Consider the following 21,787-nt stretch of genomic DNA (forward strand, 5'->3'; position numbering starts at 1 on the left):
CTACTTCTTTCGAAGTAGCCTTTATATATGTAGATTATATTCATCTATGAATTACATAGACTCATGGAATGTTCTTTGAATCACCTCTAATTGGTGAGCTCTTGATAATCTGATGAAGTTCACAGCGTAACCCGATACACGGATTGTCAACTGAGGGTAGTTCTCAGGATTTTCGTAAGCATCCATTAGTGTTTCTCTATTCAACACGTTTACGTTCAAGTGATGAGCCATACCGCCTTCTTCAGCAAAGTAACCGTCCATCATTGCTACTAAGTTGTTCACTTGAGTATCACGATCAGAACCAAGAGATTTAGGAACGATTGAGAAAGTATTTGAAATACCATCTTGAGCATCGTCATAATCTAACTTAGCCACAGAGTTTAATGAAGCAATTGCACCATTAGTATCACGACCGTGCATTGGGTTAGCACCTGGAGCGAATGGCTCACCAGCCTTACGACCGTCAGGAGTAGCACCAGTTTTCTTACCATACATTACGTTCGAAGTAATTGTCAATAATGACATTGTTGGAACTGCGTTACGGTAAGTTTTATGCTTCGCTAACTCAGTGAAGAAAATATGAGTGATTTCTTTAGCGATATCATCTACCTCGTCGATGTCGTTACCATATTTAGGGAAGTCACCTTCGATTTCGAAATCTACAGCTAAACCGTTTTCGTCACGAATAGGTTTCACTTTAGCATTTTTAATTGCTGATAATGAATCGGCAATAATTGAAATACCTGCTGCACCATAAGCCATATCGATACCTGGGTTAGAATCCAAGAATGCGAATTGTGCTTTTTCATAATAGTGCTTGTCATGCATGTAATGAATGATATTCATTGTTTTTACATAAACACGAGCAACGTCTTTCATTGTTTTCTTGAATTGCGTCATTACTTTGTCGTAATCCAAGTACTCATCACCAGTCATTGCATCAATATCATCAGCAACAAGAACATTTTTGTTCTCATCATGACCAGCGTTGATTGCCATTAATAATGCTTTTGGCAAGTTTGTACGAGCACCGAAGAATTGAATACGCTTACCAATATGTTGGTAAGATACACAACATGCGATACCGTAATCATCAGAACCTCTATTTGGTCTCATCAAGTCATCATTCTCATATTGGATTGATGAAGTATCGATTGATACTTGAGAACAGAAGTTTTTGAAACCTTCAGGAAGATCGTTAGACCAAAGTACAGTTAAGTTTGGCTCTGGAGATGCTCCTAAGTTATAAAGTGTTTGTAAGAATCTGAATGATGACTTAGTTACTTTAGTACGACCATCAGAGTACTGACCACCAATTGCTTCAGTAATCCAAGTTGGGTCACCACCAAAGATTTCATCATAAGCACCAGGACGTAGGTGACGAACCATACGTAACTTCATTACGAAGTGGTCGATATATTCTTGTGCTTCTACTTCAGTAATAGCACCAGTTTCAAGATCTTTTTCAATATAAATGTCCAAGAAAGAAGAAACATTACCAAGAGACATTGCAGCACCATCTTGTTCTTTTACAGCAGCAAGATAAGCGAAGTATACCGCTTGAACAGCTTCTTTTGAGTTTTTAGCAGGACGAGTTACATCACATCCATAAGATGCTGCCATTGTAGCAATATCTTTTAATGCTGAAACTTGAGAACTAATTTCCTCTCTTAATTGAATTTGCTCCGCAATATCAGCACCTGATCCAGTGATTAAACCACCTTCGATAGCTGCGTGATCATTTTGCTTTTGAGCGATTAAGAAATCAGTACCATATAAAGCTAAACGACGGTAGTCACCAATTATACGACCACGTGCATAATTATCAGGAAGACCAGTAAGGATACCTAATGAACGGTAAGTTCTAATTTCTTTATCATATGCAGAGAACACTTGGTTGTTGTGATCTTTAGCATAGTTGAATACATTTTCTACCGCTGGGTTAACTGTTTTACCTTTTTCTTCTACAGCGTTTTTAACTACTCTGTATCCCCCGAAAGGTTTCATTGCTCTTTTAAGCAACTCATCAGTTTGTAAACCAACAATTGTTTCTAATTCTTGGTTGATATAACCAGGATTATGAGAAGTAACAGTTGAGATTGTATCCGTATCGATGTCACGGCAACCGTCATTTTCTCTCTCCTCTTTCATTCCTGCTAAGCAGATGTCCCAAAGTTTTTTTGTTGCTTCAGTCGCTTCAGCTAAAAATGAAGAATCTCCGTAAAATGGTGTTACATTATTGATCACAAAGTCATATACATTAACTTCGTTCTGCCAAGCAGTACCTTTGAACTGAGATGTTTTTACAGCGTTTTCCATGTTATTTTTTTTGTTTTTCTTTACAATCTACATCAACACTAACGGTAATTTTTCACAATTAGATTAATGTATTTGAATTTATTAAATAAATCGGTGTTAAAATATGATTATTGTTATTGTTTAATCAACTCTTCCTCGATTTGTTTTTCTTGTTTATCTGCATCTGGTTTTACAAACATCCACCAGTAGATAGTTCCGACAAAGAAGGCTCCACCAGCAATGTTACCTAACGTTGCAGGAATTAAGTTTGTAATGATAAAATCTGACCATGCTATATCTGCTCCATTAAAGATGGCTGCAGGTATTACATACATATTTGCAATACAGTGTTCAAAACCAAAAGTTACGAATGTCATTACTGGAAACCATATTCCAATGACTTTACCCATAACATCTTTAGCAGCATAAGCTTGCCAAGCGGCTAAACATACCAACCAATTGGCTCCTACTGCTTTAAAGAATGTTTTATAAAATGGATTCCCTACTTTATGATGAGCTACATTTAATAATGCATCATGAAATACTTGTCCATCAACCACTCCTGTTAGTGTAGTAATAAAATAAGCTACAAACAGAGAACCAATGAAGTTACCTAAGTAACCAAACACCCATACTTTACCTAGCTTAGAAATTTTTTGATCTCTAGACAGTACTGAAACAGTCATTACTGCTGTACTCGAAGTAAATAATTCAGCACCTGCTATAATACACAGAATTAGACCTACTGGGAAAACAGCTCCCATAGCAAACTTTGCTAATCCTGGGTTTTCTGCTGCAATACCTGGCATCCCTCCTCCAACTACGATGGCTAGTAAGAAACCAAATGCAACATATGCACCGCCTAAAAAGCCAAATACTAATAGTTGTTGAACGGACATTCCGCCTTTTTGTAAAGCACCATTTCTGATGTTACTTAAAATATCTTTTGGTGATGAATAACCCATGCTTAAATTTATTATGAGATTTACCTCTCTTGGTTGTTACAAATATGAAGTGGCCTAAAATCTGTTTTGGTGACGACCGTCATCAATTTCACTTTTACAATAATTTACATATCATAAAGCTCACTATTACAGTCTTTTACCCACGATTTACTAACGATATTTTTTTTGAAATAGTTTTTAAAATTCATGTTGTTTTTCACTCATTACGAATCATTTAGAAATGAAAATTCTCACTTAGCGTAATGCCTCAATTTGCGAAAATTCGCTTTGCTTATAACGTATTTTGTACACGTTTATAATATCCTATTATTTGATTATCTTTATTTGATATAAAGTATTTGATAAAGTATAAAGCTAATACCATTATGGGACATCATCACAATCATCATCATACACACGGGCAACATGATGATAGTACTTCTAATATTGGATGGGCATTTTTTCTCAATCTAATATTTACCATTCTAGAATTTATTGGAGGCACCTTAACTAATTCAGTTGCTATCCTATCAGATGCGATTCATGATTTAGGAGATACTATTGCTATTGGTCTCGGATATTTCTTTGAAAAGTATTCAAATAAAAAAGAAAACAATACCTACACTTATGGCTATAGAAGGTATTCAACTTTAGCGGCTATCATTAATGTAATTGTTTTGACAACGGGTTCTATCATTATGCTTATTAAAAGTATACCTAGAATATTTGCCCCTGAAGAAGTGGATGCAAAAGGGATGGTAGTTTTTGGAATTTTAGGTGTGCTTGTCAATGGTGCTGCTGTTATCAAATTAATGAAAAATAAAAATTCAGCGAATCAAAGAGTAATGATGCTCCATATGCTTGAAGATACACTAGGTTGGATAGCTGTATTAATTGGAGCAATAGTCATCTATTTTTTCAATTGGCCTATTATTGATCCGATATTATCTACAGGGATAGCTATATATATACTATATAATGCTGTAAAAAACCTTTTTAAAATTCTTCCTATCTTTCTTCAAGCAACACCCTCCAATATTGACCCCAATAAAATAAAGGAGAGAATAAAATCATTAAAAGGTGTATTCAACATACATGATTTACATTTATGGTCATTAGATGGAGAGTTTAATATTATGAGTTTGCACTTGGTTCTTGATCACAATGTAAACAAAAACCAAGCTGCTCATATTAAAAAGGAAATACGGAATATTATCCAAAAAGATGAAATTAGACACATTACTATAGAAATAGAATGGGAAGATGAAAACTGTGATCTTCTTAAAGACTAAACTTTTCGAAGAGGTACTCCAGCCGTTTTTTCAGATGCGATCGCCACTTTATGGAAAGCGTCACCTACCCTTAATATTTCTTTTTTCAAAAATCCACCAACTTCAGCCAAATCAATTGTACCCGTAGTTATAGCTCCTCTGATATTGACGATGCTATCCTTGCCATCCAGTTTCTCTAATGATTTGAAAAACTGTTCTGCCTTTGTTTCAAATTTTTCTGTTTTTGTATTCTCCCAAACACAATACATTCCATTTAATTCGTACTTATCTACATTTCCTTTATGCTTAAATAATTCTTGGTTGATCTTATATGAAAGCTCTTGAACCTTTTTTAGCTGATCTACTTCATTATCTAAACTATAATCCCATCGAATATGCATTACAACAAATTCTTTTTGTTTTGGGTGATAAAATCTAGAAAACACCATATCAAATAAATCTGTTGCCCCTAAAAATTTATCGACCTCAAAAATAAAATGATACAGACCGAAAAGGACGATCATATATATTGCCCTGCCTAAGAAAAAGTCAGATTCAAAAGAATGAATGATATGTTTTATAACTTCACTAAAGGTTAAATCATCCGATACCATCCCTTTAATAATATCTTCGATTAAGATTGTTATAAAGATAACAGCAGTATACAGTAAGGATTTTAACCAAACTATATTCAATAGTTTAGTTCTATTCAGTTTTAAATCTATACCTACAGACTCTAAAATAACTACAACCTTACCTGTTAAAGCAGCAGAAAATGTAGCTGCACCTATATAGCCCCATTTAAAATCGATTTTGTCAGATATTAGCACTGCGAGTATCACTAATAAATTTAAGCCAATGGCAAAGTAAGTGGTAACTAAAAATGTTTTCTTTACCTCGTGTACAATTTTTTCTTTAAGGTTGCTCATCAGATGATTTTATTTTTTTGGTTAATTTTTGAAGTTCTCGTCTCAAATATACGCCTGCTAAACTAATAGATACTAGATCTGAAAAAAAGAAGGAAAACCAGGTGCCATTAATTCCCCAAAAATAGGAGAATATATACACAAACGGAATTCTAAAAAATAATTGTCGCATTAAAGTAAGCATCAATGCATCTCTAGCTTTTGCTAATGCTTGAGCATACATACTCGATATAATACCTACTGTTATAAAAGGTAAAGCAGCCATTACTCCCCACATTGCTGGAATACTTTCTTTTATTAATTCTTGATCTTTTGTAAATAAACCTGTCAGGGGTTCATCAAAAAAGAATAACAAAACAGTGATTATACTATTAATTACTACACCGTACTTTATTCCATTTATTACGGTCTCTTTTACTCTATGATATTTGGCCGCACCATAATTAAAACTACAGATAGTTAAAATACCTTGACCTAATCCTATGATTGGAAAAGTAGCTAACAAGAATAATCTACTCACCACACCATATACTGCTACACTTACTTCTCCTCCGTAATTAAATAATATATGATTTAATATTATTGCAATGATACTTGATGCAGCTTGCCTAGCAAAAGAGGCTGAGCCTAACCCTAAGATCTCTTTTACAATCTTTTTCTTGTATTTTAAATAGGTAATGGATAAACTTAAATGAGTATTACCTTTAATAAAGAAAAACACTAGAAATAAGAAACCAATCAAATAGGAAATAAGAGTTGCATATGCAGCACCTTCCATTCCCATATCAAAAGTTATAATAAAAATAGGGTCTAGAATGATATTACAGATACTTGGTACTACCATTGCAAACATTGCTGTCTTTGCATGACCTTCCGATCTTACAGCATTGTTTACTATCATGGACCAAGTTAAAAAAGGCATGCCCCATAATACTATATTAAAGTATGATTCAGCATAAGGATAAATATCTCCATTTGCTCCAAAAAAAAGCAACAGTTCTTTTTCAAAAAAAAAGCCCACAATAACTGCTAAAACAGTTAAAGTACCTCCAACTATTATCTGATTACCTAATACATTATTGGCTCCTTTTATATTTTTAGCTCCTAACGAAATTGAGATTAACGACGCCCCTCCCATTCCAATTGCCATACCAATAGATTGAATCATTAATATTAATGGTGAGACAACAGAGATACCCGCAAGGCCTAAAGTTCCTACCCAACGTCCTATAAAAAATGTATCAGCCATTTGATAAATAACCATCACCATCATTCCTGCAGCAGCAGGTACAGACATTTTAACTAATAGTCTTGGTATTGTCTCTTTCCCCAAATTAGTTTGTTTGGCCATTTTTTACATTTAGAATTTTGGATATATCAATTTACAATGAAGTTAATTAAAGATACTTTGAAACTATAACTTCTCGCTTTTTATTTTGCTGGTATTGCAACTCTAAATGTTGAACCTATATTTTCTTCTGATTCACATACAATGACACCCCCATGAATTTCTACAAATTCTTTGGCAATCACTAAACCTAAACCTGTACCTTGAATATGATCTGTGTTACTTGCTCTAAAAAAAGATTCGAATAAATGGGAGAATTCATTAAGAGGAATTCCAATACCTTTATCAATTATTTCAAACAGAAAAGACTCTCTTCTTACATTTATATTAATAATCACATCCTTACTAGAATATTTTAGTGCATTTGAAATTAAGTTATCAAAAACATGAGAAATTAAATCCATATCTAACCAAAAATGTGAAGTAGATAAATCAAAATTTAATTTTACCTCTCTATCATTAGAGGTTCGATCATTATACTCTTGCAAATAGGAAGTAAGAAACAATTCTACATCTACATATTCAGGATAAAAGGGTGTTTTACCTGCTTCAATTTTACCCAACTGCAATACCTCATCCATTAAAATATTTAAACGGTGAGACTCATTTTCCATTCTTGAAATGTATTTATCAATTTGTAAATCTTGGAGAGATGCTCCCTGTTTCTGTAATTTCAATTCCAATAAATCCAAATTGGTTAATATTGTAGCTAATGGGGTTTTAAATTCATGAGAGGCCATTGAGATAAATTTCGACCTCATTTCATTTAATTCTTTCTCCCTCTCAAGGTTTTTTCGTAATTCAAATTCAATACGCTTTTGGTTAAACACATTCCTAATAATCATAAAGTAGAGATAGTTATTTGAGAGGGGTAACATAATCATACTAATTTCAGTAGGAAACTCTTCACCATCAATACTCATAAATTCCCATTCAAATCTTAATTCTCCTTGTTTATCAACACTGCTTTTCATGTCTTTGAAAAGACTTAATGAGTTCATTCCTTTAGGCTGTTCTATAGGAGAATTTCTTTCTACCCAATCTAAGAAGTTCACCTCTCGTAATTTCCCAAAAAAAGTATTTACTTTCTCATTATATACATTAATCCTAAATTTAGAATCAAGTATAAAATAAGCATCAGATGATTTATCAAAGATTGTCCTAAATTTCTCTTGCTTAAATTTTAACTCATTAGGGGTATTAACAATGAATTGAGCAAGAGAACTTATTGGAGAGGTTGTTTTGTTTTTTTCTCTTTCAATCGTCTTTTTGTTCTTGAGTATTATTTCCCAAACAAGACACATAAATGTTAAAGTACATAATGCTATTTTTAATAGATCATTAGTAGATAAATAACATATAATGCCAACACTAAGAACTAAGAGTAAGGATTTGGGTTTGAATAAAATATATAGTTTCTGAATCATTTAAAGTAAATTATCAACCTTAATGAAGTTAATAATTTCACGTCAAATTATTTCATTTTCGACTTATCAAACATGGAATAATGCTGATTAAAATACTTTTTAGCCATTTCGTAATTAGTCATTTCTCTATCGGTAACACGAATTGGAGTTGTGGTTTTAAAATATACAGTAAGTACATTAAAAGTTGATTTCCCTATCACTCTTTGGTTTTCCTCCCAAGCAAGTAGTTGTTCTTTTATTTTCACCTTCTGTTTACTTCCTAATCTTAATGGGTAACTTTCAGTCATCTCACCTTGATCTATAGTTACTTTTTTATAGGCAAACATCACTCTAACTAACATCATTAAAGTAATTAATGAAAATAGTATTAATAATAACGTATTGTACCAAGTAACACCTGCAAATGACATCCACCTTAACGACCCAACCGTTAATGTGGTTGTGATTAATAAGAAAATACCTAAGGCAAAAAATGCGGGGGTTTTAGGATATAAAGCGATTGGCTTACTAACTTTCTTCTTTCCTTTCATTTTTATCCAAATAAAATGATTAATGCAGATATAAATGCTCCACCTGTTATAAAGATATTCCAATCACGTTGAGTACAAGCGGTAAAGCCCATAACAATTGCATTTACTAACATTACTAAGGCTACAATTGCTAATTGACCTAACTCTAAACCGATATTAAAGGCTAATAATGGTTCCCAAATTGATTCTTGACTACCCAACAAAGTTTTCAAATAATTAGAAAAACCCATTCCGTGTATTAAACCAAAGATAGTAGCTTCAAAAAAGTACCTTTTGAATGGTATATTTCTATGAAGATAATGTGGTTGATTTTTTTGATCTTTTGTATTAAATAAATTTGAAATACATACAATTAAAATTGTAATCGGAATTAGTGTTTCTATTAAAGCAGGATCAAATGGAATAAGATCTAAAGTGGATAAGGCTAAAGTAATAGAATGTCCTAAAGTAAACCCAGTTACTAACCAAACAATGTATTTTAGTTCTTTAGTACTAAATGTAGCTATCAAGGCTAATATGAACAAAATATGATCATGCCCTTGAATATCTGTAATATGTTCTATTCCAAGTTGTAAGTATAGCCAAAAATCTGACATTTGATATTATTAGTTTATATAAGTTTATACAAAGGTATATTAGAAATTTACTATAAAATCCCAATATCTTTTAATATGATTTTTCAATATTTATTATTAACAATAATCTTTCCTTTTTTGACCTTAATCAAGTAAGGATATCAAAATCATTTCACTCAAAATAAAGTTTATTCTTCTTTAGACTATTATTATATGTTAGAAATGAATATTTTTGATACTTCTAAACCATTCAATATAGTTTTCATGACGTTTTTATTTAGACTTTTTACTTTCAGCATTTTTGTGTTACTGCTTACCACGAATAGTTACAGTCAAGATTCTTGGGATAAAATCAAAAAGGAACACAAAGGGAGCATTACAGTATACTATATCCAAAACAAACCATTCATTTATTCCTTAGCCAATGGAAGTATGGGAGGCATTGAGTATGAGATGTTTTCTGAAATGATTAAAGAAAAGCGCAAAGAACTTAAAGCTGTTATTGATATTAAATGGGAAGCTGTAGATACATGGGATCAACTTTATAATACTATTTCGAATGAAAATGATGGGGTCTTTGGTATGTCCGGAATCACCCTCACAGACAGCAGAAAGGATCAAATTGACTTCTTACCTCCTTACATGCCTGATATAGAAATCATCATTTCATCAGAAGAAGTCAATATATTTCAGAAAAAAGAGAATTTTAATACCGCAATGCAATCGTTACAAGCGGTAACCATCAAAAACTCTACTTTCGAAAGAAATTTGGTGAAATTAAAAAATGAAAAACTTCATGCTTTAGAATATTCATACGTAAATAATGTAGAAGATTTAATTAATGAAATCGCCAATTCTAATGAACATTGGGGTTACACTAATTTATCAAATTATGCTTATGCACTTTCTAAAGGATTACACCTACAACGTCAACTTTTTTATCAAACAGAAAATCAAGGACTAGCAGTTATATTACCATTGAAGTCAACTTGGAAAACTCCACTTTCTGAGTTTTACAACTCTCCTACCTTCAAACCATATATCAATGATTTAATTCGTAAATATTTGGGTGATAAAATCACCGATTTGATTTGGGATATTTCATCTGATAGTAATAGTAGCTTAATTGATACTCTTAGAAATCAACAAAGAGAAATTGGTTTATTAACTGTAGAATCTGAAATTCGATTATTGAGATTAACTCAAAAAGAACTTGAGATTTCTCAACAAAATACTATTCGAAATATCTTAGTAGTTTCTCTATCTGTGACGTTACTATTTTTAGTAATGTTATTTCACTTTAATAATTTAGTAAAGAGATCTAATCAGAAATTAGGGCATCAAAATCAAGAAATTGAAGAACAAGCTAAATCATTAAAGAATGCCTATAAAGATCTTGAAACATTAAGTCAGATTGGAAAAAATCTTACAGCTAAGTTATCTGTAAATGATATTATCAAAATCGCATATCAAGAAATTAATGAGCTAGTAGGCACCCCTATTTTTGGTATTGGGCTGTATGATGAAAAAGATAACCAACTTAAATTTCCTTATGTTTTTGAGGGGGATGAACTCCTCAAAAATAAAGCTTATGATATGAATGAGAAAATGAGATTAGCAGTCATGTGCTTTGATCAAAAGAAAGAAATTTTCATTCAAAAATTCAGTACAGACCATAGAAACTATGTAAAGGAAGTATTAAAACCTATTGCTGGTAATAATGCTGAATCTATTATTTACATTCCGTTAATAGAGAAAAATAAAAAACCAATAGGTGTTTTCACAATTCAATCATTTGAAGCCAATGCTTTTGATAGCTATAAATTAAACTTAGTAAGAAACATAGCGATCTTTATTCGTATTGCTTTACAGAATGCTAGTACCTTCCATGTAAAAGAAGAGAAGCAGTTAAAATTAATGGAAGCCAATATCCATATTATGGAGCAAAAGGAATTGATTGAAGAAAAAAATCATGAACTGCAAACCGCTAATGCTGAAAAGAACCATTTATTAGGTATTGTAGCTCACGATTTACGTAACCCTTTAGCTAGTTCTATTACTCTTCTATCTATGTTAAATGCCAATGAGGATAAATTTGACGAAGATGAAAAAATGTGCATTGAAGGGTCGTTAAAGGCCATGCATCGTATGAACAATATGATAGAAGAAATCTTAGACGCTAGGGCTTCTGCAAACAAAGAGGAACAAGCCACTCAACAAGCAGCAAAAGATATCATTTCTGCATCAGAAATTGTTCAAAGTGTGATCAATGATTTTGAAACTTATGCAGAAAGAAAAAACATAAAACTTGGTCTAGATATACAGTCTGATGGTTTAGTTGAAGTGAATGAACAACATTGTCTTCAAGTAATTGAAAATTTGGTATCGAATGCCATCAAATTCTCTCCAAAAGGTACAAGTGTTGTTACAAGTATTGAAAAAACACCTGATTTTATTCAAATAAGAATTATTGACCAAGGGCCTGGTATATCTGATATAGATCAAAAGAAATTATTCAAGAAATATCAAAAGTTAACTCCTAAACCGACTGGTGGTGAAAAGTCTACTGGACTAGGGCTATCCATCGTAAAAAAATATATTGAAGAAATGGGTGGTGAGGTCGAATGTCAAAGTGAAGTGGGTGAAGGTAGTACGTTTAGTGTATTTTTACCTTATTTATAAAATATCATACATAAAAAAAACTTGATGAAAATAAATTATTCATCAAGTTTTTTATCAAGCTATAAACTTTCTTTTAACTGTTTAATACGCTCTTCGAAAGTTACTTTCGATATATCAACAGAGTTATTTTGTATTGTTTTAAGGTAATCCAATACCTCTGGCTGATGATCAGTACTTTTACCTGATCTCGGGTCAATATATTTCATTGTAGACCATAGAACTGTTTTTAATGACTTCTTAGCATCATCTAACATATAATATTCTACGGTGATAGAGTTTTCATCTACATTTATAATACTTGACTTTATACGTACCCACTCCCCTACAGCTGCTGGTCTTAAATAAGAAATTTGATGGTTGTATATTACCCAACCTGTACCAAATTCTTTATAAACGTCTGCAATATTATACCCATATAATTGAGGCACCCTATCTTCTCTAGCATTGAAAAAGTAATCAAAGTATTTTGCATTATTCAAATGGCGAAAAGGGTCACAATCCTGAAATCTAATGATTACCCTAGATTCAGTTTCTTGTGGATAGCTTTTTTGGTTATCGTGGTAAAATGGCATTTTTTATTGGAATCTATCGTTTCTATCAATCCATGAGTTACGTTTCTCCCATTTTAAGTCCTGAAGCATGGCTGCTTTTACAGCAATAGTAATATTGTATGACTGACGAGGACCAAAAGGAATCCAATTGGCAGTAAGTTGCCAACAGTGCAAATCTCTGGTTAAATCTAATGAGGTATAAGAAAATGAACCTAATTTAAAATCGTAACCAGATCTAAAAGCAACTTTCCACTTAGGGGTTAAAGACAAGTCACCACTAAATGTTAGTGTCTGAGTTACGGTAGGTTCTGCTAGTCCTAATTTACTATAATTTAAACTATAATTTAAAGACAATGACCAAGGAATATCAAAATCCATGTATAGATCTGGATTACGTCTCATTTCATCTAACATTTGACGTTCCATTTCATTTCTTGGCTCCATTTCATCTAGTTTCTTCTCTTTCTTTTCTTTACTTCCTTTGGGTTGTAATCTTGTACCAACTGCCACAGTTAAGTTACTTAATTGAGCTAGCCCTCCATTCGTTTCAGCCAATAAAAATTTTGATTTGTATTGACTAGTCACCACTTCTTTTCCTAATTCTTCATCGTATTGAGTATCTTGAGCAATGTAACGGTACGGGTCCCATCTTGAGTTTACACTTACATCTACTTTCTTAAGTAATGTTGTTCTAAATCCTGCATTAATATCAGACCAATTTAATGAATCTCGTTCAAAGTCATAACCAGAAGACATATTCAGGTTATTCAATATCATCGTTTTCTTTGCTTTTCCGTCTTCGCCTTTTCTTCCTGATTTCAGCTCAAGAATATTGTTAATTGAAAAACTCAATGCTTGACTTCTAGCACCATTAGGAGCTCCTACTAAACCTCCTTGAGATCTAAATACTTTTGTTCCATTAGTATTCGACTCATTAGTTTGAACCCATTGGTAATAATCAAAAGTAGGGTCACCAAAGTCAGGGTTAAAATTATAAGATATTGAAGGCTGAATTGTATGTCTTATTATTGAACCACCTTTCATGTTATAAAACATAAACATGTTAGTGTTAAAGCCAACTGATGTTCTATACTCGCTATATCTAGTCAATTCATTTGTTGTATCAACAAGAACAGCATTTTCAGATTCAAGATAAGTATAATCGTAACTTACAGGGTGCCAATATTCTTTGTAAGAAAAACTTGGTGATAAAGTAAAGTACTTCAACACTTTCATTTGAGTAGAAACAGGAATATCATGTGTTACTCCCCATCTAAACTGATCAGAATAATCACCTAAATTGGCCAATAGATCAGGATACTTTCCATCTTCACCTAAACCATCATCATCCGTATTGTCCGCTCCTACAACATCAAAAGGCAATTTATTCGTACCTAATTTGTTTGTCATCTCACCTCGGGCACTCATATTATAAGTAATACCTATTTCTGATATTGGGTTTGACTTTTTGAATAAAGTTTTGAAAGGTCTCGCTCTAGCCATATTCAAACTGGCTTCAGGTGCTAAAGTAGCTTCACCAGTTTGTACATTCTGTTGGTAACGTGTTTGTGCAGTAGTTGAGAAATTAACATTACCTACAGCAAAACTATTACTGTAACTTACAGAAGAGTTCATTGATGATTGCAAATAATCATTTGGGTTTTGAGAGTTATTTCTATTATAATCTGAATTGGCAATATTTACATTGGCAGAAAATCTAGAATTCTTTTTACTCTCTTGAGAGTGAGTCCATCGTATTGAGTAATCTGTCTGTGTTGAGACAGAACCATCATTTTCTTGAAATAGGTTATTGATATAATCAAACCCGAAACTACCACTAAACGCGTATCTCTTACGGTATTGTGATTGGGTTCTAACACCCCATCCACCTAAAGTGTAAGCAGATCCCAAAACTTGTAGGTTAAAGTAATCTGTTAGTGCTAGGAATACACCACCATCTCTTAGGTAAAATCCTCTATCTGTAGATTCTCCATAAGTTGGCATTATAAAACCTGATGTATTGTTTGTTGTTGCAGGGAAAATACCAAAGAAAAAGCCTAATGGTAAAGGACTTTCATTTAATTCCACTAAAAAGGGACCAGACACAATGTTTTTTTCTGGAACAACTTTCAATTTCTGAGTTTTAAAACCAAAATGAGGGTGTTCTAATCTACAAGTAGTGTATACATTGTCAGACATATACATCTCTTCACCGGCTGTCTTTTTCACTAGTTGAGAAGTAATAATACCATCACTTTCCTCAGTCACAATACCTTTAATTAAACCTTTACCAGTCTCATAATTATAAATCATTTGATTGGCATTAAAGGTAGATTGTCCATCCACAAAGACTGGTTTCTCTACAACATGACCTGTTGAATCTTTTATACCTTGTGCCTTTACAATATGCGTCACAAAGTTCATTTCTATTGACCCTGAGTTAAGCTTTTGTTCTCCAAACTCTACCTCAGCATTTCCTTTGAGGTACATCGTCTGTGTTCTCATCACAAAATCAGATGAATCAGCAGTATATTCCACAGGATCATCGATTGGATCTTCAACAGATGCAATAGACTCTGCTCCTTCCGTTTTTAAAAGGTCTAAAGTATTATATATTTCTTCAGGGCTTACATAATTTTCACTGTTAGAAAACTCTAATAAGATATTATCTAATTCATCAAAAACTTCAACATCAACATTGTCCCATTCGAATTCATCATCAGATACTAAAGCATTGTTTAGGTCAACGATTTGTTCTACGATATCTGGGTCAGACATATCTTTCCTCACCTGCTGCAATTCTCTATCACCTCTAAAAAGTATAGAATCAGAGAATGCATACAAGGCAGCCGCATACTTTTCTAAAGTCTCATTTTTAGAAGTAGCATTCAACTGTCTAATAGTTTTTGACAAAGTACGTACAGCCTTTCTACTTTTGGCTGTATCATTTTCTACTTTATAGAAAAAGGCGACATCTTCTTCGCTCAATTCTCCTGCTTCAGCATGTGTTCCTGAAAAACAAATAATCAGAAAGATGCTAGCAAGACCATACAATAGGTTTTGCAAAAAATTAAGTATATTTAGTGAACGACTAAAAAGCTTAAACATAAAGTCAGCATATAATTTAAGACCAACTTCATACAAATTTAATGTAATATTTTGAGTCTTCAAGATCAAAATCCAAAAGAAATGTAGATAAAATAATATTCTTTGATAAATTTGAGGAGTCTTAATGAAGCTGCAAGCTACAATTAGAACGAATAAATTCAAATCAAAACAATTAATCGTGTCCAAATTAAAAATCGAATTTTCAAACGAAGTAAAGGTCGCATTATTTGCAACTATCTGTTTTGTTGTACTTTGGGTAGGATATAACTTCCTAAAAGGAATAGATGTTTTTTCTAACCAAAAAGTCTATTACGTCGTTTACGATACTACTCCAGACCTACAAGTCTCTAATAATGTCACAATAAATGGCGTGAACGTTGGAAGAGTATCACAAATGGAATTGATGCAAAATGCTAATAATAAAGTTAAAGTAACCTTAGAAGTAAATAAAGACTATGCCATTTACAAGGGTACTGTAGCAACTATTGCCGATAAAGGAATGCTTGGAGATAAACAAGTAATTTTATCTTTTCCTGAAAAAGGAGGACTTGCAGAAGAAGGAAGTACTTTAACTGGAGATGTTGAAATGGGTATGATTGCCGCTTTGTCTGATAAAGCAGCGCCAGTACTATCTTCATTAGAGGCTACTTTAGATACCGCTAGATATGTTATGTCTACTTTTAAGACAACAAGTTCAAAAGTAGATCAGTTGATAGAAACTGCCAATTATAAGATGGCAAGTATAGACACAAAATCTTTGAATGAGTCGATTCATAATTTCGAGAAAATTTCTACAGATTTTTCTAAAGCATCTGCTGATTTACAACCTATGTTAGCATCTTTCAAGAATATTGCAGATTCTTTAGACAATGCGGACCTTAAGAAAACAGTAGAAGAAGCCCAATTATTATTAGCCAACATGAATAAAACGTTGGATAATGTAAACAATCCAGATGGTACTGTTGGTGCGTTACTTACACAAAAAGAAATGCATGATCAAATGGTGAAGACTTTAACAGACTTGGACTCTTTATTTTTAGATTTCCAAGCACATCCTAAAAGATATATTCACTTCTCTGTTTTTGGTAAAAAAGACAAAGCACCAAAAGAAGAGAAGAAAAAATAATTAGATTCAAAATAACAACCTAAAATGATCACAGGTAGCGAATTAATTACCCTTGTTAGGGATAATGAACTTTACAATGCCATGACGGCTTTAAAAAGAGAGTTCTTAAAAGTAGATCCTGCTTTTATGGACCTCAGTGATGACGACTTCATATCAATCACACTAATTTCACCATCCATTGGAATTGCACTTGCGAATGGCAGTGTAAGTCACTATGAAGAGATCACTTTAAGAAGAAAAGCGAGAAAACTTTCTAGAAGAAGCTTTTTTCAAAAAAATGATCCTTTAGCCCCTGCGTTAAAATATCTATCTTACAATTTCCCTGAATGGGAAGATCGTTTTTATGAATTAATTAAATTCACAATGCATTCTTCTCTAAAAGCGAATGATGTAATTCTAGAAACACTAAAAAACCCAGGTGCATTAACAGGAGATCTTAAAAGAGATATTTTAAATGCTCCATTTATTTTTGTGAAATTCCTTTCATTCTTATTTATGGAAGAAGATGATGATCTATTAAACGAAAGATCTATTACTGAAGTGGAATTAGAAAAAATTAAACTGATTGCTAAAAAGTTGGAAATTGATAATGTCCCAATTTTTCAATCATTTTTAAATTCTTTCGTCATAAGACCTTCAGGTATCAACTAGAAAACACCTTCAAATCAACAACTTTCTATGTTGATTTGAAGATATATTACTATAAGACGTTAAGTTTATTAAAGCGGGTAAGTAAAATTACCCGCTTTCTTTTATTTTTGTGATATGAGTAAGGAAGCCATCGAAATATTAAACAATGCAGACTTAAGAAGAACTGCAAGCAGAATAAGTATTCTAAAGATTTTCATGAGCATTAATGTTGCTTTATCAGAAAATAACTTAGAAGATCATTTATCTGGTATTTGTGATCGTGCAACTATTTACAGAACTCTAAAAACATTTATCGAGAAAGGAATACTCCACCGTGTTATTGATGAAAATAGCATCGTAAAATATGCTATGTGTAACTCAAACCATTGTTCGGAGCATGAACATTCTCACGATCATGTGCATTTTAAATGTCAAAAATGTGGTGATACAGAATGTATGGACGATTTACCAATACATGCGGTAAAATTACCTCAAGGATATTCTATAAACGAAACCAACTACCTTATTGTAGGAATATGTAAAAATTGTAACAAATAAGGTCACCCTTCATTTGTTACTGATTTATCCAATTAATGCCCTCTCAAAAAACTATTTCCTCTCAATTGCTAAAAAATAATATTATTTTAATATCACTGTGCAACCTTTCTAATTTTCATAAGTCTTTAAACTGAATCGAAACCATCGAAAAAATGACTGCAACACTTGAAAGATGTAGAGAAGGTGATAGAAAAGCACAATTTGAAATATATCAACAGTACTCTAAAGCAATGTACAACGTAGCTGTAAGAATTGTAAATAATTTAGAGGAAGCTGAAGATGTATTACAAGAAGCTTTTTTAAATGCATTCCGCAACATTCATCAGTTTAGTGGTACTTCAACCTTTGGCGCTTGGCTAAAGAGAATTGTTGTTAATCACTCTATCAACCATGTAAATAAAAGACGGATAGATTTTGTAGATACAGAAACGCATCCAATAGATCAAATAAAGGAAGACACTCCTATTGATGATGAATCGATGTACAACATCGAAAAAATTAGAGAAGCACTACAATTACTTCCTGATGGATATAGAGTTGTTTTTTCACTCTATTTATTGGAAGGATACGATCATAGTGAGATTTCTGAAATATTAAACATTAGTGTTTCAGCCTCTAAATCCCAATATAGTCGTGCGAAAAAAAAATTAAGAGAAATTTTAATTGCATCAATGTAAATATGGAAAAATTAGAAAAATATATCCTCGAAAATAAATCGTCTTTGGATGTCTATACTCCATCTACAAAATGTAATGATCGTTTTAAATCATTATTATTTGATGATATTGAAAAAATATTTGTAAGCCAAAAATCTTTATTAGATAAAGAAGAGGCATCCGATAAAGTTTGGGACAATATCGCTGAAGCGCTAAATGATCAAACTGACGAACCAACTATAAATATTTCTTCTCCTAAATCTTTAGATAAATTTGAAGCCCCGTCTAATTTATGGGACAAAATTTCTACTGAATTAGATCAAGATGAAATACTGAAAAACGAGTTAACTAAAACATCAAAAAATAATACACAAACTAAAGAAGTTACTTTAAAATTTATTTATAAGTGGTTAAGTAGTGTAGCCGCTGCAATTGTCATTGGTATTAGTATTGGATTGCTTTTTAATCAATCAAATACAACACCTATTGAAAGTAATTCTGTTGCAGGCACTAAAACCGAGTGGAAACAAGCAGAACAATATTTTCATCAAGTAATTGATTCAAAACAGCTACAAATAAAGAAATTAAACTATCAAGATGTCAGATTATTATCCGATTTCGATTCACAGTTAGGTACTCTTAAAGACAATTACAAGGACCTTAAGAAGGAACTTAAAACGTCACCTCAGCCGGAGATCATTAAAAAACAAATGATCATTGTACTGGAGCTCCAAGTAGAGCTACTTAACAAACAAATGGAAATAATTATAGACCAAAACAAAGAAGAGTCACAAAATGAAAACATTCAACAATATAATATATAGTCTCCTTTTCTTCTGTGTTGCGATAAATGCCTCTGCCGCACAACAGCCTAATTTAATAGAAAAGAGAATTAATAAATCCTTTGATAATATCAATGCTAATTCGCTATTGAATATTAGTAACAGGTATGGCGATATTAATATTGAAACATCTAAAGATATTAATAAGGTCACTATTGAAATTATCTTAGAGGCTTGGCATAGTTCGAAATCAAAAGCAGAAAATACATTATCTTCTCTTTCTATTTCTGACAATTCTAGTGGAAATAACATTTCATTTAAAACGAATACTCCGAGTAACTCTTCTATTAATGATAGAAAAGGTTTTAAAATCACTTATAATATCAAAGCCCCTACTTCTATCAACATCAATTTAATTAATAAATTTGGTGGGATATTTTCTGATGATATTGATGGCAAAGCATTTATAGAAGTAAGCTACGGTAATTTAACTATTAAAGAATTACGAAATGAGGATAATGAAATTATTATTAAGTATGGCAACGGCGATATAGATTTTATTGAAAAAGCTTCTTTAGACACTAAGTACTTAGGTAAATTAAATATCGGACAAGCCAATGAGTTAGAAGTGACCGATTCTTATGGAAATATAAACCTTGGAACAGCTGGTATTATTTCTGGTTCATCAAAATATTCTAATTTGAATATCTCAATATTAAAAGGGCAATTGGATTACAAGATAGGCTATGGTAATATTAATATTGAAGAAGTTTCTAAAAGTTTTTCTGGTATCAACGCTAGTAGCTCATATGGATCTATCAAATTAAACTTTAATACTAATACAGAATTCTCTTATGAAGCTTATGTTAGGTATGGTTCTTTTAAGTCTAATTTATCTACCATAGAAAACTACTATCAAGTAGAACAAAATACATCTTCAGAATTCAAAGGGTTTAATCTAAAACGAAATAGTGAGAATAAAGTCTATTTAAAAGCGAGCTATGGTAGTTTAAAAATCAATTAATTCTGTTATTTTAATAAAATATTATTTTTAGAGACCTCCATTTCTTAAATTTGGGGGTCTTTTAATTTGGGATATAACATGTTATCTTTTTTGACTTATCCTCTTCTAAGATTTTCATCAAAAAAACGATTATATCTTCTATATTTACGTTGAATTAAAAAAAATGGACAAGCTAATTTAAGCCGACAAATTTAAACTCCTTATAATTAAAGAGTTATCATCTTTTAACATCGATGATATTTAAAACCTTTTTTTATCCGTCGCCTTAAATCTAGATTTGCAGTTATGTTGAGTAAGAGAATTATTATTGCTTGTGCAATTTTAGGTACATTATCCTTTTCTTGTAGTAAGTTTTCGAGAATATCTAAAAGTAGAGACATCAACGAAAAATATGATGCCGCTCTAAATTATTACGATAATAAAGATTATTACAAAGCCTCAGTATTATTTGAAGATATTATGGGGGCATTTGTTGGTGCTGCAGAATACGAGAAAATTCAATTTTATTATGCTTATTCTCAATTTGAGCAAAAGCAATATTTAATTGCTGCACATCATTTCAAAAGTTTCTTTGAAACTTACAACCGCTCTCCTTTTGCTGAGGAGGCTTTATTTATGAACGGTTATTCTTTATATAAAGATACACCAGATTATAATCTTGATCAGTCGGGTACTTCACAAGCTATTGAAGAATTACAAAACTTCATTAACAGATACCCTACAAGTCAATATGCTCAACAATGTGATGACTTAATCAATGAATTAAGAGCAAGATTAGAATTAAAAGCTTTTGAAATATCTAAACAGTATTCACACTTAAGATACTATAAAGCTGCTGCAATTGCTTATGAAAACTTTATGAAGGATTATCCTGATTCTGATTTCAAACCTGAAGCAATGTTTAAAAAGATGGAAGCTGAATACGAATTAGCTAAGATGTCCGTCTTTGATAAACAACAAGAACGATATGAATCTTCTGTAGAAACTTATACTAAATTTGGACAAAGGTACTCTGATAGTAGTGCTTATGCCGATGCTACTAAGCTTAAGAAAGATGTCGATAAAGACCTTAAAAAACACCTTTCTAAGAAAGCTGCTTGGGAAAAAGAACTAGCCAAAATTAAAGCTGATGCTGCGGCAGGAAAAATTTCTAAGGAACAAGCTGAAAAAGAAATGAGTGATGGTCCTAAAGAAACTAGGAAACAGAAGCGAAAACGAGCGAAAAACCTCGAACAAATACAGGAATCGGAAAGAGAAAATGAAGAGCCTGTAGCACCTGTTGAAACAGAAAAACAATAAAAATTGTCAAAGAAAGGACGTTAATAATGTATTAACGTCCTTTTTTTTTGAT

General features: G+C 32.1%; 18 protein-coding genes. 9 read left to right on the plus strand and 9 right to left on the minus strand.

Features of this window, described 5'->3' with window-relative positions:
* Positions 1 to 51: 51 nt before the first annotated feature.
* Positions 52 to 2,319 (minus strand): formate C-acetyltransferase, encoded by a 2,268-nt coding sequence (pflB, locus tag NH26_RS05850; RefSeq protein ID WP_044219077.1) that lies wholly within the window; start codon positions 2,317 to 2,319, stop codon positions 52 to 54.
* Positions 2,320 to 2,432: 113 nt separating this feature from the next.
* The gene (locus NH26_RS05855; protein ID WP_044219075.1) at positions 2,433 to 3,263 is read right to left on the minus strand and encodes a formate/nitrite transporter family protein; all 831 of its coding nucleotides are present in this window, start codon (positions 3,261 to 3,263) and stop codon (positions 2,433 to 2,435) included.
* A gap of 365 nt (positions 3,264 to 3,628) precedes the next feature.
* Here NH26_RS05855 and NH26_RS05860 point away from each other — a divergent pair, with 365 nt between their 5' ends.
* Complete coding sequence (locus tag NH26_RS05860) at positions 3,629 to 4,534, plus strand: cation diffusion facilitator family transporter (protein ID WP_044219072.1); 906 nt, start codon at positions 3,629 to 3,631, stop codon at positions 4,532 to 4,534.
* Here the strand turns inward: NH26_RS05860 and NH26_RS05865 are convergent.
* The 5 genes from NH26_RS05865 to NH26_RS05885 all read right to left on the minus strand — a co-directional run bounded on the left by NH26_RS05865 (position 4,531) and on the right by NH26_RS05885 (position 9,340).
* Entirely contained in the window at positions 4,531 to 5,442 is a 912-nt protein-coding gene (locus NH26_RS05865; RefSeq protein ID WP_044219069.1) for a hypothetical protein, read from the minus strand. The two genes, NH26_RS05860 and NH26_RS05865, sit on opposite strands and share 4 nt — an antisense overlap.
* Positions 5,429 to 6,790 carry an MATE family efflux transporter gene (locus NH26_RS05870; RefSeq protein ID WP_044219066.1) on the minus strand — a complete coding sequence of 454 codons (1,362 nt, stop codon included), beginning with the start codon at positions 6,788 to 6,790 and terminating at the stop codon, positions 5,429 to 5,431. The genes NH26_RS05865 and NH26_RS05870 overlap by 14 nt, the downstream gene beginning before the upstream one ends.
* An 80-nt stretch (positions 6,791 to 6,870) precedes the next feature.
* Entirely contained in the window at positions 6,871 to 8,091 is a 1,221-nt protein-coding gene (locus NH26_RS05875) for a PAS domain-containing sensor histidine kinase (protein ID WP_044219063.1), read from the minus strand.
* Between the two features lie 170 nt (positions 8,092 to 8,261).
* Positions 8,262 to 8,744 carry a hypothetical protein gene (locus NH26_RS05880; protein ID WP_044219060.1) on the minus strand — a complete coding sequence of 161 codons (483 nt, stop codon included), beginning with the start codon at positions 8,742 to 8,744 and terminating at the stop codon, positions 8,262 to 8,264.
* Between the two features lie 2 nt (positions 8,745 to 8,746).
* The gene (locus tag NH26_RS05885; protein WP_044219057.1) at positions 8,747 to 9,340 is read right to left on the minus strand and encodes a HupE/UreJ family protein; all 594 of its coding nucleotides are present in this window, start codon (positions 9,338 to 9,340) and stop codon (positions 8,747 to 8,749) included.
* A 243-nt stretch (positions 9,341 to 9,583) separates the two neighbouring features.
* Here NH26_RS05885 and NH26_RS05890 point away from each other — a divergent pair, with 243 nt between their 5' ends.
* Positions 9,584 to 12,001, plus strand: a complete 2,418-nt coding sequence (locus NH26_RS05890) for an ATP-binding protein (protein WP_158021894.1) — start codon at positions 9,584 to 9,586, stop codon at positions 11,999 to 12,001.
* A 59-nt stretch (positions 12,002 to 12,060) separates the two neighbouring features.
* Here NH26_RS05890 and NH26_RS05895 read toward each other — a convergent pair whose 3' ends face one another.
* Entirely contained in the window at positions 12,061 to 12,573 is a 513-nt protein-coding gene (locus NH26_RS05895; RefSeq protein WP_044219053.1) for an acyl-CoA thioesterase, read from the minus strand.
* A 3-nt stretch (positions 12,574 to 12,576) separates the two neighbouring features.
* Positions 12,577 to 15,618, minus strand: coding sequence for a putative LPS assembly protein LptD (locus NH26_RS05900; RefSeq protein ID WP_139262904.1), 3,042 nt, complete (start codon positions 15,616 to 15,618; stop codon positions 12,577 to 12,579).
* Positions 15,619 to 15,838: 220 nt separating this feature from the next.
* Between NH26_RS05900 and NH26_RS05905 the strand changes: the two genes are divergently transcribed.
* The 7 genes from NH26_RS05905 (at position 15,839) to NH26_RS05935 (ending at position 21,735) form a co-directional block, all read left to right on the plus strand.
* Positions 15,839 to 16,786 carry an MlaD family protein gene (locus NH26_RS05905; RefSeq protein WP_158021895.1) on the plus strand — a complete coding sequence of 316 codons (948 nt, stop codon included), beginning with the start codon at positions 15,839 to 15,841 and terminating at the stop codon, positions 16,784 to 16,786.
* Between the two features lie 24 nt (positions 16,787 to 16,810).
* Complete coding sequence (locus NH26_RS05910; RefSeq protein WP_044219044.1) at positions 16,811 to 17,437, plus strand: hypothetical protein; 627 nt, start codon at positions 16,811 to 16,813, stop codon at positions 17,435 to 17,437.
* A gap of 114 nt (positions 17,438 to 17,551) precedes the next feature.
* Positions 17,552 to 17,974 carry a Fur family transcriptional regulator gene (locus NH26_RS05915; protein ID WP_044219041.1) on the plus strand — a complete coding sequence of 141 codons (423 nt, stop codon included), beginning with the start codon at positions 17,552 to 17,554 and terminating at the stop codon, positions 17,972 to 17,974.
* A 152-nt stretch (positions 17,975 to 18,126) separates the two neighbouring features.
* Positions 18,127 to 18,651, plus strand: coding sequence for an RNA polymerase sigma factor (locus NH26_RS05920; protein WP_044219038.1), 525 nt, complete (start codon positions 18,127 to 18,129; stop codon positions 18,649 to 18,651).
* A gap of 2 nt (positions 18,652 to 18,653) precedes the next feature.
* Positions 18,654 to 19,454, plus strand: coding sequence for a hypothetical protein (locus NH26_RS05925; RefSeq protein WP_044219035.1), 801 nt, complete (start codon positions 18,654 to 18,656; stop codon positions 19,452 to 19,454).
* A complete protein-coding gene (locus NH26_RS05930; RefSeq protein ID WP_044219032.1) occupies positions 19,426 to 20,436 on the plus strand; it encodes a DUF4097 family beta strand repeat-containing protein in 1,011 nt (336 codons plus the stop codon). Before NH26_RS05925 ends, NH26_RS05930 begins: the two co-directional genes overlap by 29 nt.
* A 285-nt stretch (positions 20,437 to 20,721) precedes the next feature.
* Positions 20,722 to 21,735, plus strand: a complete 1,014-nt coding sequence (locus NH26_RS05935; protein WP_052431809.1) for an outer membrane protein assembly factor BamD — start codon at positions 20,722 to 20,724, stop codon at positions 21,733 to 21,735.
* Positions 21,736 to 21,787: the final 52 nt, after the last annotated feature.

Source organism: Flammeovirga pacifica, assembly GCF_000807855.2.
GTDB classification, from domain to species: domain Bacteria; phylum Bacteroidota; class Bacteroidia; order Cytophagales; family Flammeovirgaceae; genus Flammeovirga; species Flammeovirga pacifica.